The organism is Aeromonas sp. WP2-W18-CRE-05, assembly GCF_014168615.1.
GTDB classification, from domain to species: Bacteria; Pseudomonadota; Gammaproteobacteria; order Enterobacterales; family Aeromonadaceae; genus Aeromonas; species Aeromonas caviae.
Genome location: NZ_AP021917.1, coordinates 1,871,849 through 1,886,118 on the forward strand (window position 1 = coordinate 1,871,849; position 14,270 = coordinate 1,886,118).

The window sequence follows — 14,270 nt, forward strand, 5'->3', positions numbered from 1 at the left end:
GATCATGGGCGGCACCGGCGTCATTGACCATTTTCTTGAGGTCTTCACCCGCTACATCGACAGCGGATTCGGGCTACTCAGCGGCGAAGTCGCCTTCATCGCCACCACCCTGATCGTCATCGACGTGACGCTGGCGGCGCTGTTCTGGAGCTGGGGCGCCGACGACGACATCATGGCCCGCCTGGTGAAGAAGACGCTGTTCGTCGGCGTGTTCGCCTACATCATCGGTAATTGGAACAACCTCGCCCGGATCATTTTCGAGAGCTTCGCCGGCCTCGGCCTGAAGGCTAGCGGCACCGGGTTCACCACGGCCGACCTCTTGCGCCCTGGCAAGGTCGCTCAGACCGGGCTCGACGCCGGACGGCCGCTGCTCGATTCCATCTCCAGCCTCATGGGCTACTGGTCGTTCTTCGAGAACTTCATCCAGATCGCCTGCATGTTCCTGGCCTGGGCGCTGGTGCTGCTCGCTTTTTTCATCCTCGCCATCCAGCTCTTCGTCACGCTCATCGAGTTCAAGCTGACGACGCTCGCCGGCTTCGTGCTGATCCCGTTCGGCCTGTTCGGCAAGTCGGCCTTCATGGCCGAACGCGTGCTCGGCAACGTCATCTCCTCCGGCATCAAGGTGCTGGTGCTGGCCGTCATCATCGGCATCGGCTCGACGCTCTTCTCAGAATTCACATCCGGTTTCGGCGGCCAGAACCCGACAATCGACGAAGCGATGGCGATCGTGCTCGCCGCGCTGTCGCTGCTCGGCCTCGGTATCTTCGGTCCCGGTATTGCAAGCGGCATCGTCTCCGGTGGTCCCCAGCTCAGCGCCGGAGCAGCAGTCGGCACTGGCCTGGCCGCAGGCGGCATGGTCGCGCTCGGCGCTGGCGCCGTCGGCGCCGCTGCGTCGGGTGGTGCTGCGCTGGCCGGTGGTGCCGCCGCCGCCGCTCGTGGCGGTGCTGCGATCGCCGGCGGCGCGTCCACCGCTTACAGCCTTGGCTCAGCCGGGCAGGCCGGCGCGGTCGGTGTCGCTTCCGGTCTCGGCGGGGTCGTGCGTGCCGGCGGCAGCGCCGCCGTCTCACCTCTGCGTCGCGCCGCATCGCGTGCCGCCGAAAGCATGCGCTCAAGCTTCAACGCTGGCGGCAAGGCCGCCTTTGAGGCGACAGGCGGCACTTCCACCATGGGCTCGATCGGCGGTGACGCGGCCGGTGATGGCGCCGCTGCCGCCGGTTCCGCGAACGCCGGCGGTCCGCCGGCCTGGGCGCAGCGGATGCGCCGATCCCAGCACGTGACCCATGCCGTCCAGGCCACGGCCCATGCCGTCCGCTCCGGCGACGCCCACGGCGGCGGCTCTTCCATCAATCTTTCCGAAGGCGATCGCTGATGTTCAAACGACCCTCTACCCATTATGGCAAGGCCCCCGAGCCGGCGACGCCCTATCAACGCGCCACCCAGGTCTGGGATGAGCGCATCGGCGCCTCGCGCGTGCAGGCCAAGAACTGGCGGCTCATGGCGTTCGGCTCGCTGATCCTATCGGCCGGGTTCGCCATCGCGCTCGTCGTGCAGTCAGCACGCGGGACGATCGTACCCTGGGTGGTCCAAGTCGATCGCATCGGTCAGGCGCAGGCCGTCGCGCCCGCCGAGGCCGACTATCGTCCGACCGATCCGCAGATTGCCTTCCACCTAGCGCGCTTCATCGAGCAGGTCCGGAGCATTCCGGCCGATGCGATCATCGTCCGGCAGAACTGGCTGCGCGCCTACGACTTCACGACTGACCGCGGCGCCATGGCGCTCAATGACTACGCCCGCTCCAACGACCCCTTTACACGGGTCGGCCGGCAGCAGGTCGCTGTCGACGTCTCCAGCGTCATCCGCGCGTCCCCGGACAGCTTCCGCGTCGCCTGGGTCGAGCGCCGATACGAAAATGGCCAGCTCGCCGAGACCACGCGCTGGACCGCGATCCTGACGATCGTCGTGCAGATCCCCCGAAACGCCGACCGGCTCAGGGCGAACCCGCTCGGCATCTACGTCAACGCCATCAACTGGTCACGGGAGCTTGGGCAATGAAGCCGTATTTCCGTAAAGCCGGAAACCCGGCTTCACACACACACGTACTCCCGGCTCTCCGTAGAGCCGCATTCCCGGTCGTTCTGCTAGCGGCGACCGCGCTCGCGGGCTGCGCGACCACCAATCCGCCGCCGGAGATTTCCTACGACAATGCGGCTCCGGCGGTGCAGACCGTCGATCCACCCGCGCCGGTCACCGTGGTCGAGCTGCCCCGGCCGCTGCCGCTGCCTGGCCAATTGCAGCGTGTGGAGGAGACGCGGCGTGCCCCGGAGCCTTCTAATCCGACCGCTCGCGTCAACCAGGCAAACGAGGCGGCACGAGTCCAGCCGGTGCGCGACGGCTTCATTAACTCGATGCAGGTCTACCCGTGGACTCAAGGGGCGCTTTATCAAGTCTATACCGCCGTCGGGCAGATCACCGACATCGCGCTCCAACCCGGGGAGCAGCTTGTCGGCGCAGGCCCGGTGGCCGCCGGCGACACAGTGCGCTGGATCATCGGCGACACCGAGAGCGGATCGGGGGCAACGCGCCAGATCCACATCCTAGTAAAGCCCACCCGCGCCGACCTGATGACAAACCTCGTCATCAACACCAACATGCGCACCTATCACATGGAGCTGCGCTCGACAGAGCGCACCTATATGGCGTCGGTCTCATGGCAGTATCCGCAAGACCAGCTCATTGCGCTGCGCCGTCAGAACGCCGAGGCGCAGGCGGCCCAGCCGGTGGCGAGCGGCGTCGATCTCGCGAACGTCAACTTCCGCTATGCGATCGAGGGCGACCGTGCGCCGTGGCGGCCGCTGCGCGCCTTCGACGACGGACGCCAGGTCTTTATCGAGTTTCCGCGCGGCATCGGTCAGGGCGAGATGCCGCCACTCTTCGTCGTCGGCCCCGAGGGCAACACCTCTGAGCTCGTGAACTATCGCGTTCGCGGCCACCACATGATCGTTGATCGTCTGTTCGCGGCTGCCGAACTTCGCTTCGGCTCCGGCCGCGAGCAGAAGCGCGTCAGGATCGTCCGCACAGACGGGAGGCCGACCTCGTGAGCGAGAACCCGCCCCGGATTGAGGAAGTGCCGGACGACGATGCGCAGCCCCTGACCGGCGAGCCGGTCGGGCCTGCGCCGATGCGGCTGCGGGCCGAACCGCCCCGCGTCACCCGGTTGTCGCGGAAGGTTCTCGCCGGCCTCGGTCTTGTCGCCAGCGTCGGGCTCGGAGGTGCGCTGATCTACGCGCTTCAGACCCGCGACGCCGGTCGGCCGAACGACGAACTCTATTCGACCGAGAACCGCTCGACCGCTGACGGACTGGCCGGCCTGCCGCGAGATTACAGTGGCGTGCCACAGCTCGGTCCCCCTCTTCCCGGTGACCTCGGCCGGCCGATCCTTAGTACCCAGGATCGCGGACAGCCGGTGCCCACACCCGGGACGGCCACGCCCAATCCCGGCATCAGCCCGGAAGAGCAGCGCCGCCTTCAGGAAATCGAGACCGCGCGCACCAGCCGTCTCTTCTCCGGATCGGAAAGCCGGGGCACACCCGCTGCTGCGGGAGCTGCCCCAGCGCTCGCGCCGGTGCCGGATTTGGCGAGCATTGGCCTCGCTCCGCCGCCCGCCACGCCCTCGGCGCAGGACCGGCAGAACGCGTTTCTGAACGCCGCGGCCGATCGCAGGACGGTTGCGCCCGATCGCGTCGCTGCGCCAGTATCGCCGAACGTCCTTCAGGCGGGAGCAGTGATATCCGCGGCGCTGATCACCGGCATCCGATCCGATCTACCCGGCCAGATCACCGCGCAGGTCACCGAAAACATCTACGACAGCCCAACCGGCCGTATCTTGCTTGTGCCGCAAGGCACTCGTGTGGTCGGGCAGTACGACAACAACGTGCAGTTCGGCCAGAGCCGAGTCCTGCTCGTCTGGACTCGGCTCGTCTTCCCGAACGGGCGCTCGATCGTTCTCGAGCGCCAGCCTGGTGCTGACGCTGAAGGGTTCGCCGGGCTGCAGGATGGCGTCGATTACCATTGGTGGGATCTGGCCAAGGCTGCGGGATTGTCGACACTGCTGAGCGTCGGCGCCGAACTCGCGGTCGACAACGACGATCAGCTCGTTCAGGCGATCCGGAACGGTGGGCAGGACACCATCAACGACGCAGGGCAGCAGATTGTGAGGCGTCAGCTCAACGTCGCGCCCACGATCACTATTCGGCCCGGATTTCCCGTGCGCGTTATCGTGACGCGAGACTTGGTACTGGAGCCATATGGAGGTTGATGATGTCGAAGCTTAAGCTAGGCCCCATCGCGGACGACAAGCCGCTTAAGGTACAGGTCGAGCTACCTGCAGCTCTCCACCAGGACCTTGTTGACTACGCCCACCTATTGGGCCGAGAGCAAGGTCAGTCCGCTGTTGACCCAGCTCGGTTAATCGTCCCGATGTTACAACGGTTCATCGCGACAGACCGTGGCTTCGCCAAAGCCAGGCGAACGTTGACGCCGGGGAGCGCCGATTAATCCGTGGTCCCCGCTCTAGAGGGGGTGTCGAAACACTTCAGCAGCAGCGGCAGAGTCGGGTTGTCGTTGTCACTGGAAGAAATTATAGCGGCCGTCGGCGCCCGCGCCGATGGGAGCGGGATCAACGCGATATCCGGCCGGTAGATCACGCTGGTGATGGTCAAGCCGAAGCCCTGTTCGACCATCGTCAGCAGGGTTTCTCGGCTGACTTGTTGGATCGAGAGTTGAACCGCTCCGTCTCCGGCGCCCACCATGCGCCGGAGTATGCCAGCGAGCTCACGCCCAGCGCCATCCGAGCGAACGAGGAAGACTTCGTCACAAATGTCCTCCCACGACAGCTGTGGCCGTGCTGCCAACTCGTGAAGCGGGGACAATGCCACGAACAGATCTGGTTCGCAGAGACGTCGAACTTGGAACTGAGGGCTCTTGCTCGCACTCAGGCTGATTGCTGCGTCCAGTAATCCGCGCTTCACCCCCAAAGTGTTTTCTTCTGAAGTGCCTTCCTCAAGCTTTACCTCGATCGTCGGATGTCTATTTCTGAATGCCGAGAGAATGTTGATGATCGGGCACGCCGGGAACGCTTCAAGCATTCCAAACCTCACGAGCCCGGTCTTGAGTTTCCGCGCGGAGCGGATCTCCGTTGCGGCGTTACGAAGGTAGCGCGCTCCCACCACCGCTTGTTGAAGGAAGCGCTCACCTTCTGGAGTCAGCCCTGCCCCCGCTCGCGTACGCTTGAAGAGAGAAAAGCCAAGTTGGCGCTCAAACAGCTGCACACGTCGGCTGACGGTGGATTGCGATATCGATAGGCGCTCCGCCGCTCGGCGGAAGCTGCCGGCCTCGGCGACCTGAACGGCGTACTTCAGGTATCGGAGATCAAGAGTCAGGTCGGGCATGAGACCCGTCCGATCATACCGGCGGTCTCATCGGCGAACCGCCTGCGCCCGGTGAGCGGCACCCATGCACGTCCACTTTCATCGAGCCCACCCCCGCTAGCGCCTGGGGAACGAGCACGTCCGTTGATCTCAGATGTGGAATCCGAGCTGAGCCCCTCAATGAGCATGACCATGTCCGAATCTGTCATAGATGCATGCGGCGGTCATACATTTTCACACGCTTGAAGTCTATGCGCGAAGCATATATTCTTGCGGTATGGAGCCTGAGGTCGCCAAGTACCATTTAGGTGCACTCGCGTTGGCGGTTGCAGACAGCATCGCCAGTGTCTCGGCCTCGTTTTCACCAAGCGGCCCGGGGACCGCCGTGATGGTGTTACTCAGCATGGAGCCCGGACTGCCGATCAGCGTTTTGGCTACCTCGATCGGGCTTTCTCATGCCGGGACGGTGCGATTGATCGATAGGCTCGAGCGCGAACAGTTGGTGGAACGACGAAGACAAATCACCGACAGGCGGGCGCGCTTCATTCACCTCACCAATTCGGGGAAGAAGATAACGGACGCCTTGCTCAAGGCACGGGAGCAGGTGATCTCCGAATGTATTTCGCCCCTGTCGCCCAATGACCTCGACATTCTAGGCATGCTGTCGGAGCGGCTCCTTGTGGCAAACGGCTTCGACAAAGATGGCTCGGTCAGCCTTTGCCATCTGTGCGGCTACAGCAGGATCGCGCCTTCCCGTGGTAAAGCTAAGCCGGGGCGCTCGCCACGCTGGAACGTCGCATCAGAAGGCTGACGATATGATCAGGCAGGCTTGAAATAATGGGATCGTTTGCGCTCGAACTTCTTCTATGCGTACTTGCCTTCGGGTTCGGATATGCGGCGAACCAAGGCGGAACCTGTTTAGTGGTGGCCGCTCATGAGTTACACAGAAGACAGCCGCCGAAAATGTTCGTCGGATTTCTCGCAGCGTCGGCAGCGGCAGGCCTGGTTGCGGTCCCGATAGTCTGGACGGGAACACTGGGCGCAACACTCGCACCCTCGACCAGCATCAATTTCCTCCTGCTCATCGGCGCCATCGCCTTCGGCCTCGGCGCACTCATTAATGACACATGCCTGCTCGGATCGCTGGCGCGGCTTGGGGATGGGGAGATGCGACTTCTAGCTCTACCCTTGGGATTAACGATTGGTATCTTGGTTGCCGACCATGGCAGGTTCGGCTACGATTCAACATGGCCAAGCTTAATCTCCAAACCGAGCGCAACAGGCCTCGTTACTCTCCTAGCCTTCCTAGTTGTGCTCGTGCTGGCACTCGTTTTCGTTTCCACGAAGAGCGTTCTGCGAACAAAGCCGGGTTGGTCGTTCGGCGCTTCGATGATTGGACTCGGTATCACTGGCGGACTTCTATATGCACTCTCGCCGGCCTGGACCTTCGCAGACGTGATTCAACGCGCCCTTCCTCTCAGAATGTCGCCGGCCGGCGAGGTCGCGCTCACTGCGGTGATCTCTTCGATCGCAGGCGCCCTAACCGCCTCCTTTCGCCAAGGCAATCTGCGTCTCCAACTGCCGACAGCCAATGGCATTCTGCGATCTATCGTCGGCGGCACATTGATGGGTATCGGCATCGCGCTCATACCCGGCGGGAATGATGGGTTGATCCTCGCAGCGGTTCCGACTCTTTCACCTGGTGGGATAGTCGCCTACCTTCTGATGACGACGACAATCGTCTTCGGATTTGCAGCGCGTGGTAAGTTATTCCGGCGCTGCCTTTCACGGCCATGATAAGGGCAACAGAGGACTTGCCCTCCTGACATGAGCATTTATCCCGACCGGGAATATCGGCTGACTAGCTCGTATGCCTTTGCAGGCCCTTGGACCATGATGACCACTTCAAAGGCCGCCGGCCCCAGAATCCTGTAGGTTGCATGGTAGGTGTCGTCTCCGCAGGCATAGACGCCACTCGCTTCCAACCCGGTATCCGTCCGCGAGAAACTCAAGCTGAGGAACTGCGTCCCGATATGAGGTCCGTCTGCGAACTCGACGACAACACTGTCCTCGCTCAAGCGATAGCGATACTGCCGGCACGCGGAGAATACTCTGCCATCTGCCAGTGTGAGAATGCCGCTCTCTCGATAAGCGAGCGCGCCTTCGCCGAAACGGGCGAAGACCGCGTCGCCATGCAGCTGAGCGCCTCCGGGCTCGATATCGCGACGGAGCATCCATGCCCCGCGGAGGTTCTGCAGGATTTGCACGCCGCCGTCACGAGAGGACCACAGTCACGAGGGCACAAGCGCCCCTCTGTGGCGGACCGAAGCACGCAGCAGCACGAGGGACGCCGCTAGCAGAACTGCGTCCTTCAGTAGAAACTGCCCTGGTGCAGCCGAAATCGCAGGAAAGCCGCCGGCAGTCTGCTCCGCGACACCTGGAGTGGTGATGAAAAAGGTCAGCGTGATCAGATAGGTCGCTGCTGACATTAGTGCGCCTAGCGCAGAGAAGAGTGGACGAAATGCACCAAGGATCAGAACGAGACCGGTCGATAACTCGATAACGCCGATGAAATAGCTTTGCCCCTGCGTCCCGAACATGCCGAGCCAATTCATGATCGGGCTGTGTTCGATAAACGGGGCGATACCATAGGCCTCGTACGCTGTGAACTTCATCGCGCCGAACCACAGAAATACGATCACGAGAGCCCATCTAAGCAGGCCAAGATCCCTCCGACCGTGCTCGGGGACAAGAAATTCATAACGGTCGAAAATGCTCATCTAAAATTCCTCAACAGTGGTCCCGTGGGAACGTCACGAACGTCGTCTACGTGCTTCGGGCAGGCGTTGCAGTATATGCGCGACGCATATACTAATAAGCGAGATAGGGGTCGTTTGCGGGAGAGGGCGAAATCCTACGCTAAGGCTTTGGCCAACGATATTCTCCGGTAAGATTGATGTGTTCCCAGGGGATAGGAGAAGTCGCTTGATATCTAGTATGACGTCTGTCGCACCTGCTTGATCGCGGCCGCGATAGCTAGATCGCGTTGCTCCTCTTCTCCATCCGCGTTCCAAGCTGCGGAAAGGCACCCATAAGCGTACGCCTGGTCGAGCAGGCGACGCGGATCGACGTCCAGCGCACGAGAGAATGCGTCCGCCATCTGTGCAATGCGTCTAGGATCGAGACAAAGGTCGTCTCTGTCAGCCGGATCGTAGAACATATTGGCGGCGCCAAAGCCCACTTCACCGACCAGACCGACGGGATCTATCACCAGCCAGCCGCGACTGGAGAACATGATGTTTTCATGATGCAGATCGCCATGTAGCCCACGCAGTTCCGAGGCATTGCTCATCATTTGATCGGCTATAATCGCCGCGTGGACGTAGTCAGTTTGACAACCTGCGTTTTGATCATCGCGCGCCCGCTGAAACAAAGCTGCAAAGCGATCCCGGATCGGGAGAAGGGCAGAAGGCAGGGGTTCCTCAGATGCGGCATACAGCTTCGCCATTAGTTCCGCTGCAATTTCGGTCGCCTGGTAGTCGCCGTGCTCGGCAACGATGTGAGAGAGCATTCGCTCCCCGGCATATTCGAGCAACATCAGATTGTTCTCACGACCGAGCAACCGGACTGCTCCCCTCCCATTGCGCCATACCAGATAGTCGGCCCCGCGCAGTTCATCAGCAATGTCTTCTATAGGTTTCAATCCCTTGACGATTGCAGGAGTCCCGTCTGGCAATGAAACTTTCCAAACGAGGCTGGAAAAGGTGTCCGCAATGAGAACAGGTTGCGAAACGTGCCAATGAGCAGGAAAAACAGGCGGCATGAACATCAACCCCAAGTCAGAGGGTCCAATCGCAGATAGAAGGCAAGGCGTTCGCGGTCGGGGGCTTCGATCCCCAATACATTGAATAGGACAGCGAAGGCGCGCTCTGCTTCATCTGGCGCTGCCCAGTTCTCTTCGGCGTTAGCAATCATGAGTGCCAAATCGGCATAGCGATCTGCTGTTCCGAGCCGCCCAAGGTCGATCAGACCCGTGCATTGAAGAGTTTTAGGGTCCACCATGAAGTTCGGCATGCAGGGATCACCATGGCAAACAACCATATCGGTGCGCTCTTGGTCGAGCCGCACCGGTAGCTCTCGTTCGACACGAGCCAAAAGATCGAGCTGCGGCGTACTCTTGTCCTCGTCCGGTAAGAAGTCGGGATTGACGGCATTGCGGGACACCACATCAACGGCGCGTCCGAACATTCGCGACAGCCTGCGCTCAAACGGACATTGATCAACCGATAGGCTGTGAACAGCGCCAAGTTGCTGCCCCATTGACGGCCACGCTTTGAGCAAATCCGCTCCAGACAGATCAGCCGCCGGTACTCCCGGAATTGCCGTTATCACCAAGCATGCACCCTCCTGTTCCTCCTGCCAGTTGATCACCTCGGGGCAAGCCACACCTCGACCTTTGAGCCAAATGAGGCGGTCACGCTCTCCAGCGAGCTCACCGCGGCGGGAAGCAGGTGCGATTTTCGCGAAGGCATGCCCGTCACCACGTCGAAAAACAAAATCACCAGATTCTCCGCCTCTGACAGGCAACCAGTCAGAATGCGATTCACCAAAAAAAATATTAGTTCGATTCAATGGAGGTTCCTTCAGTTTTCTGATGAAGCGCGGAGGTGGCTCAACCTGCGAAAAGAAACGAGTTGCTACGTAAGTCCGAGAACATGCTTTCCATGGTCTCTGAGCTCGCCTTTGGGACCGACATATCGGTAGAGAGTGACGCGCTCGATGCCGAGTTCCTTGCAGAGATCGGAAACTGAAGTATCGCGCTGGGCCATGGCGGCTTGCGCGAGACGCACCTGAGCTTTGGTGAGCGCGAATTTTCGTCCGCCCTTGCGACCGCGCGCTCTCGCGGAGGCGAGACCCGCCATGGTGCGCTCTCGGATCAGATCCCGCTCGAACTCGGCCAAGGTGGCGAAGATTCCGAACACCATGCGACCGGACGCAGTCGTGGTGTCGATCTGAGCGCCCTTTCCAGTCAGAACCCGCAGGCCGATCTTGCGGTCTGACAGCTCCTTCACCGTGTTGACCAGATGGGCAAGCGATCGTCCGAGGCGATCGAGCTTCCAGACCACCAGCACATCGCCGTCACGCAATGACTTGAGGCAGGCAGTCAAGCCAGGGCGATCATCACGACCGCCGGAAGCAAGATCATCATAGATATTGTCCCGTTCGACACCTGCGGCGCGCAAGGCGTCGTGCTGCAGGTCGAGAGACTGCGAGCCATCGGCTTTGGAGACGCGGGCATATCCGATCAGCATGTATCACAAACGTTGGTTTGAGGCGGCGCTTCGGCCACGATTGCATTGACCTCTGGAAATGTATCTCAACCAGCTTCATAAACAAAGCGTCTTGAACGCTATCAGATTTTGAAAAAGGAACATGTATGCCGCGTCGCGTCACTCTAACCGATCGGCAGAAAGACGCGCTGTTGCGCTTGCCGACTTCACAGACGGATTTGCTCAAGCACTATACGCTGAGTGATGAAGACCTTGGGCATATCAGGCTGCGTCGGCGCGCTCACAACAGGTTCGGCTTCGCCCTGCAATTGTGTGTCCTGCGCTATCCCGGCCGGGTGCTGGCTCCAGGCGAACTGATCCCTGCAGAGGTCATCGAATTTATCGGAGCGCAGCTTGGCCTGGGTGCCGACGATCTCGTAGACTATGCTGCCCGCGAGGAAACACGGCACGAGCATCTTGCCGAGTTACGGGGGCTCTACGGCTTCCGCACCTTCTCCGGACGTGGTGCGAGCGAGCTGAAGGAATGGTTGTTCCGAGAAGCCGAGATGGCGGTGTCGAACGAGGATATCGCCCGTCGCTTCGTAGCCGAGTGCCGACGCACCCGCACTGTCCTTCCCGCGACATCCACGATCGAGCGGCTTTGTGCCGCGGCTCTCGTCGATGCCGAGCGACGCATCGAGACGAGGATCGCCAGTCGGCTGCCTATGTCGATCCGAGAACAGTTGCTGGCATTGCTCGAGGAGACGGCTGATGATCGGGTGACCCGTTTTGTGTGGCTGCGCCAGTTCGAGCCTGGCTCGAACTCTTCGTCGGCCAACCGGCTGCTCGACCGGCTCGAATATCTGCAACGCATCGATCTCCCCGAGGATCTGCTTGCCGGCGTTCCTGCCCATCGGGTGACTCGTCTGCGCAGGCAGGGTGAACGGTATTATGCCGACGGCATGCGCGATCTCCCGGAGGACAGGCGGCTTGCGATCTTGGCTGTTTGCGTCTCGGAATGGCAGGCGATGTTGGCCGACGCAGTGGTCGAAACCCACGACCGGATCGTCGGCCGTCTCTACCGTGCTTCGGAGCGTATTTGCCATGCAAAGGTCGCAGACGAAGCGGGGGTGGTGCGTGACACCCTGAAATCCTTCGCCGAGATCGGGGGCGCCCTGGTCGATGCACAGGATGATGGCCAGCCGCTGGGCGATGTCATCGCGAGTGGGTCAGGGTGGGACGGCTTAAAAACCCTTGTTGCAATGGCAACCAGGCTGACCGCCACCATGGCCGACGATCCGCTCAATCATGTGCTCGACGGTTATCACCGCTTCCGCCGATACGCTCCACGCATGTTGCGCCTGCTCGATCTGCGAGCTGCGCCCGTTGCACTGCCGCTTCTGGAAGCGGTGACGGCCCTTCGTACCGGTTTGAACGATGCCGCGATGACCAGCTTCTTGCGGCCCAGCTCGAAATGGCATCGCCACCTTCGGGCCCAGAGGGCTGGCGACGCTCGCCTATGGGAGATCGCGGTGCTGTTCCATCTGCGCGATGCGTTCCGCTCCGGAGATGTCTGGCTTACTAGGTCCCGGCGCTATGGCGATCTGAAACACGCACTCGTTCCGGCACAATCCATCGCGGAAGGCGGTCGTCTCGCTGTGCCATTGCGGCCGGAGGAATGGCTGGCAGACCGGCAAGCTCGCCTCGACATGCGGTTGCGCGAGCTTGGCCGTGCCGCTCGCGCAGGCACGATCCCGGGCGGGTCGATTGAAAACTGCGTTCTGCATATCGAGAAACTCGAAGCCGCCGCGCCGACAGGCGCCGAAGATCTGGTGCTCGATCTCTACAAGCAGATCCCGCCCACGCGCATCACCGATCTCCTGCTGGAGGTGGATGCGGCGACCGGCTTCACCGAAGCGTTCACCCATCTGCGCACAGGAGCACCCTGCGCTGACCGGATCGGGCTAATGAACGTTATCTTGGCGGAAGGGATCAACCTCGGCTTGCGCAAAATGGCGGATGCGACAAACACCCACACCTTCTGGGAATTGATCCGCATTGGACGGTGGCATGTCGAGGGCGAAGCCTATGACCGGGCGCTGGCCATGGTGGTCGAGGCACAGGCAGCGTTACCCATGGCCCGGTTCTGGGGCATGGGCACGTCGGCTTCGAGCGACGGACAGTTCTTCGTCGCTACAGAGCAAGGTGAGGCCATGAACCTGGTCAACGCGAAATATGGCAATACCCCGGGCCTGAAAGCCTATAGCCACGTCTCCGACCAATATGCGCCGTTCGCAACCCAGGTGATTCCTGCAACGGCAAGCGAAGCGCCTTACATCCTCGATGGCCTGCTGATGAACGATGCTGGACGCCATATCCGCGAGCAGTTCACCGACACGGGCGGCTTCACCGATCACGTCTTTGCCGCATGTGCCATTCTCGGCTACCGGTTCGCTCCGCGCATCCGCGACCTGCCATCCAAACGGCTCTACGCGTTCAATCCGTCGGCCGCCCCGGCGCACCTGCGAGCGTTGATCGGCGGAAAGGTCAACCAAGCCATGATCGAGCGCAATTGGCCCGACATCCTGCGCATCGCCGCCACCATTGCTGCCGGGACCGTCGCGCCAAGCCAGATTCTGCGGAAACTCGCCTCCTATCCGCGGCAGAACGAGCTCGCGACAGCCCTGCGGGAAGTCGGTCGCGTCGAGCGCACCCTGTTCATGATCGACTGGATTCTGGATGCCGAACTCCAACGGCGTGCCCAGATCGGGCTCAACAAAGGCGAAGCTCATCATGCGCTGAAGCGGGCAATCAGCTTCCACCGCCGCGGTGAAATCCGCGACCGTTCCGCCGAAGGCCAGCATTACCGCATCGCCGGCATGAATCTGCTCGCCGCCATCATCATCTTCTGGAACACCATGAAGCTCGGCGAGGTCGTTGCAAACCAGAAACGCGATGGAAAGCTGCTATCGCCCGATCTCTTGGCCCATGTTTCGCCGCTCGGATGGGAACACATCAATCTCACCGGAGAATATCGCTGGCCAAAGCCTTAGCGTAGGATTCCGCCCCCTCCCGCAAACGACCCCGAGATATGTCGAGCGGCTGGTTCGCGCTTCGCTGCCTCACGAAGCCATCCTCATCGGCGATGCCTTTACCCAGCAAACGCGCGACCTTTGCGGGATTTTGACTTAATGGGGCTGGCGCTCCGGGTGGGCCTATAGCCCGTTGGCAAACGTCCAGCCTGTACGGATGGACGCGGCCCTGGACGAGATAACCATGCCCACCGAAATCGTAGCAGCGATCGCCGCAATCCCCGACGTCGTGGAGCACGGACTGTTCCTCAATGGGATTGATACAATCGTGATCGCGCGCGGTGACACGATGGAAGTGCGACGCCGGGGGCAAGCTAGGTCTCGCTGATCTGCACCTGCGCGGCCTGGATGACAGCGCTGACGCGGAGTGATTCTCGGGCGCGACCTACGGCGATTCCGAGCGAAAAGGCTTGCCCTATAGCCGCCAGGTATCAACGGTTCCGCTGCCTTAACGAGCCGGACCCGTTTTTTTCGGCGCGCTC

Annotated in this window: 14 protein-coding genes; 8 read left to right on the plus strand and 6 right to left on the minus strand. The window is 61.4% G+C overall.

Going from position 1 to position 14,270, the window contains the following annotated elements:
- The first annotated feature begins 4 nt into the window (after positions 1-4).
- From trbL to H7R73_RS08955, 5 genes are read left to right on the plus strand one after another with little or no spacing between them, the layout of a single operon-like run.
- Positions 5-1,369, plus strand: a complete 1,365-nt coding sequence (gene trbL, locus H7R73_RS08935) for a P-type conjugative transfer protein TrbL (protein WP_103243967.1) — start codon at positions 5-7, stop codon at positions 1,367-1,369.
- Positions 1,369-2,052, plus strand: a complete 684-nt coding sequence (gene trbF / locus H7R73_RS08940) for a conjugal transfer protein TrbF (RefSeq protein ID WP_103243968.1) — start codon at positions 1,369-1,371, stop codon at positions 2,050-2,052. Before trbL ends, trbF begins: the two co-directional genes overlap by 1 nt.
- On the plus strand, positions 2,049-3,098 hold the full coding sequence (trbG, locus tag H7R73_RS08945; protein ID WP_011191356.1) for a P-type conjugative transfer protein TrbG: 1,050 nt from the start codon (positions 2,049-2,051) through the stop codon (positions 3,096-3,098). The genes trbF and trbG overlap by 4 nt, the downstream gene beginning before the upstream one ends.
- Positions 3,095-4,315, plus strand: coding sequence for a TrbI/VirB10 family protein (locus H7R73_RS08950; protein WP_103243969.1), 1,221 nt, complete (start codon positions 3,095-3,097; stop codon positions 4,313-4,315). Before trbG ends, H7R73_RS08950 begins: the two co-directional genes overlap by 4 nt.
- 2 nt (positions 4,316-4,317) lie before the next feature.
- Positions 4,318-4,554, plus strand: a complete 237-nt coding sequence (locus tag H7R73_RS08955; protein WP_026227538.1) for a DUF2274 domain-containing protein — start codon at positions 4,318-4,320, stop codon at positions 4,552-4,554.
- Here H7R73_RS08955 and H7R73_RS08960 read toward each other — a convergent pair.
- Positions 4,551-5,447 carry a LysR family transcriptional regulator gene (locus tag H7R73_RS08960; RefSeq protein ID WP_103243970.1) on the minus strand — a complete coding sequence of 299 codons (897 nt, stop codon included), beginning with the start codon at positions 5,445-5,447 and terminating at the stop codon, positions 4,551-4,553. The genes H7R73_RS08955 and H7R73_RS08960 overlap by 4 nt on opposite strands.
- Positions 5,448-5,814: 367 nt before the next feature.
- Here H7R73_RS08960 and H7R73_RS08965 point away from each other — a divergent pair, with 367 nt between their 5' ends.
- Both H7R73_RS08965 and H7R73_RS08970 read left to right on the plus strand, forming a co-directional pair.
- Positions 5,815-6,237: a MarR family winged helix-turn-helix transcriptional regulator gene (locus H7R73_RS08965; protein ID WP_223296479.1), complete on the plus strand. Its 423-nt coding sequence runs from the start codon at positions 5,815-5,817 to the stop codon at positions 6,235-6,237.
- Positions 6,238-6,263: 26 nt separating this feature from the next.
- Positions 6,264-7,223: a YeeE/YedE thiosulfate transporter family protein gene (locus tag H7R73_RS08970; protein ID WP_103243971.1), complete on the plus strand. Its 960-nt coding sequence runs from the start codon at positions 6,264-6,266 to the stop codon at positions 7,221-7,223.
- Between the two features lie 38 nt (positions 7,224-7,261).
- Here the strand turns inward: H7R73_RS08970 and H7R73_RS08975 are convergent, their stop codons facing one another.
- From H7R73_RS08975 to H7R73_RS08995, 5 genes are all read right to left on the minus strand, one after another.
- On the minus strand, positions 7,262-7,693 hold the full coding sequence (locus tag H7R73_RS08975) for a DUF6314 family protein (protein ID WP_232092758.1): 432 nt from the start codon (positions 7,691-7,693) through the stop codon (positions 7,262-7,264).
- Between the two features lie 24 nt (positions 7,694-7,717).
- Positions 7,718-8,206 carry a YkgB family protein gene (locus H7R73_RS08980; protein WP_018429614.1) on the minus strand — a complete coding sequence of 163 codons (489 nt, stop codon included), beginning with the start codon at positions 8,204-8,206 and terminating at the stop codon, positions 7,718-7,720.
- Positions 8,207-8,418: 212 nt separating this feature from the next.
- Positions 8,419-9,255, minus strand: a complete 837-nt coding sequence (locus tag H7R73_RS08985; RefSeq protein ID WP_000480968.1) for an aminoglycoside O-phosphotransferase APH(6)-Id — start codon at positions 9,253-9,255, stop codon at positions 8,419-8,421.
- Positions 9,255-10,058, minus strand: a complete 804-nt coding sequence (aph(3'')-Ib, locus tag H7R73_RS08990; protein WP_001082319.1) for an aminoglycoside O-phosphotransferase APH(3'')-Ib — start codon at positions 10,056-10,058, stop codon at positions 9,255-9,257. Before aph(3'')-Ib ends, H7R73_RS08985 begins: the two co-directional genes overlap by 1 nt.
- Before the next feature lie 65 nt (positions 10,059-10,123).
- Positions 10,124-10,738, minus strand: coding sequence for a recombinase family protein (locus H7R73_RS08995; RefSeq protein WP_000904906.1), 615 nt, complete (start codon positions 10,736-10,738; stop codon positions 10,124-10,126).
- A 125-nt stretch (positions 10,739-10,863) separates the two neighbouring features.
- Between H7R73_RS08995 and H7R73_RS09000 the strand changes: the two genes are divergently transcribed.
- Positions 10,864-13,749: a Tn3 family transposase gene (locus H7R73_RS09000; protein ID WP_182951669.1), complete on the plus strand. Its 2,886-nt coding sequence runs from the start codon at positions 10,864-10,866 to the stop codon at positions 13,747-13,749.
- Positions 13,750-14,270 lie beyond the last annotated feature (521 nt).

Bases quoted from the DNA above. Each gene is read 5' to 3' on its own strand.
- trbL (WP_103243967.1), top strand. From the start codon at position 5: ATGGGCGGCACCGGCGTCATTGACCATTTTCTTGAGGTCTTCACCCGC.
- trbF (WP_103243968.1), top strand. From the start codon at position 1,369: ATGTTCAAACGACCCTCTACCCATTATGGCAAGGCCCCCGAGCCGGCG.
- trbG (WP_011191356.1), top strand. From the start codon at position 2,049: ATGAAGCCGTATTTCCGTAAAGCCGGAAACCCGGCTTCACACACACAC.
- H7R73_RS08955 (WP_026227538.1), top strand. From the start codon at position 4,318: ATGTCGAAGCTTAAGCTAGGCCCCATCGCGGACGACAAGCCGCTTAAG.
- H7R73_RS08960 (WP_103243970.1), bottom strand. From the start codon at position 5,447: ATGCCCGACCTGACTCTTGATCTCCGATACCTGAAGTACGCCGTTCAG.
- H7R73_RS08965 (WP_223296479.1), top strand. From the start codon at position 5,815: ATGGTGTTACTCAGCATGGAGCCCGGACTGCCGATCAGCGTTTTGGCT.
- H7R73_RS08970 (WP_103243971.1), top strand. From the start codon at position 6,264: ATGGGATCGTTTGCGCTCGAACTTCTTCTATGCGTACTTGCCTTCGGG.
- H7R73_RS08980 (WP_018429614.1), bottom strand. From the start codon at position 8,206: ATGAGCATTTTCGACCGTTATGAATTTCTTGTCCCCGAGCACGGTCGG.
- H7R73_RS08985 (WP_000480968.1), bottom strand. From the start codon at position 9,255: ATGTTCATGCCGCCTGTTTTTCCTGCTCATTGGCACGTTTCGCAACCT.
- H7R73_RS08995 (WP_000904906.1), bottom strand. From the start codon at position 10,738: ATGCTGATCGGATATGCCCGCGTCTCCAAAGCCGATGGCTCGCAGTCT.
- H7R73_RS09000 (WP_182951669.1), top strand. From the start codon at position 10,864: ATGCCGCGTCGCGTCACTCTAACCGATCGGCAGAAAGACGCGCTGTTG.